A 1,376-nucleotide genomic window follows, 5' to 3' on the forward strand; every position below is an offset into this window, starting at 1 on the left:
GGTGTTCGCAAGAACGTAAGGTGTTGAGTCCATGCTTCCAAGAAAAGCTTCTAAGTTTAGTCTATGCAAACCGTACCGCAAACCGACTCAGGTGGGCGGGATGAGTAATCCAAGGCGCTCGAGAGAACTGTAGTTAAGGAATTCGGCAAAATGACCCCGTAACTTCGGGATAAGGGGTGCTCTTTGTTGTTAGTTTCTTAGCGAAACAAAGCAACGGAGAGCCGCAGAGAAATGGCGGTGGCGACTGTTTACTAAAAACATAGGTCTATGCAAAGTCGTAAGACGACGTATATGGACTGACGCCTGCCCGGTGCCGGAAGGTTAAGGGGAGTTGTTAGCGCAAGCGAAGCAGCGAACCGAAGCCCCGGTAAACGGCGGCCGTAACTATAACGGTCCTAAGGTAGCGAAATTCCTTGTCGGGTAAGTTCCGACCTGCACGAATGGCGTAACGATCTCCGCACTGTCTCAACTACAGACTCGGTGAAATTGAATTCGCGGTGAAAATGCCGTGTACCCGCAGCAAGACGGAAAGACCCTGTGCACCTTTACTATAGCTTGACATTGGGTTTTGGGCTAGCATGTGTAGGATAGGTGGGAGGCTTTGAAGCAGGCACGCTAGTGTTTGTGGAGCCATCCTTGAAATACCACCCTTGCTAGTCTAAGGCTCTAATCCTCTACCGTTATCCGGTTAGGAAACAGTGTCTGGTGGGTAGTTTGACTGGGGCGGTCGCCTCCTAAAGAGTAACGGAGGCATACAAAGGTTCGCTCAGACTGATTGGAAACCAGTCGTTGAGTGCAAACGCATAAGCGAGCTTGACTGCAAGAGAGACATCTCGAGCAGGAACGAAAGTTGGTGTTAGTGATCCGGTGGTTCCGCATGGAAGGGCCATCGCTCATTGGATAAAAGGTACGCCGGGGATAACAGGCTGATCGCGCCCAAGAGTTCACATCGACGGCGCGGTTTGGCACCTCGATGTCGGCTCATCACATCCTGGGGCTGAAGCAGGTCCCAAGGGTACGGCTGTTCGCCGTTTAAAGTGGTACGCGAGCTGGGTTTAAAACGTCGTGAGACAGTTTGGTCCCTATCTGCTGTGGGCGTAGGAGACTTGAAAGGGCCTGCCCCTAGTACGAGAGGACCGGGGTGGACGAACCTCTGGTGGGTCAGTTGTCGTGCCAACGGCATAGCTGAGTAGCTACGTTCGGAAGGGATAACCGCTGAAAGCATCTAAGCGGGAAGCCTGCCTTGAGATAAGGTCTCCCTCTCTTTAAGAGCTAAAGGACCCTGGTAGACCACCAGGTTGATAGGCTGGGTGTGTAAGGGCAGCGATGCCTTCAGCTAACCAGTACTAATAGTCCGTGAGCCTTATTTTTCTACA

Annotated in this window: 1 rRNA gene; it reads left to right on the forward strand. The window is 52.1% G+C overall.

Annotation, left to right across the window (positions count from 1 at the left end):
- Nucleotides 1-1,371: ribosomal RNA gene (locus tag BUR09_RS16500) — 23S ribosomal RNA — on the forward strand; the annotation flags it as partial.
- Nucleotides 1,372-1,376: the final 5 nt, after the last annotated feature.

Source organism: Halodesulfovibrio marinisediminis DSM 17456, assembly GCF_900129975.1.
Lineage (GTDB): Bacteria > Desulfobacterota > Desulfovibrionia > Desulfovibrionales > Desulfovibrionaceae > Halodesulfovibrio > Halodesulfovibrio marinisediminis.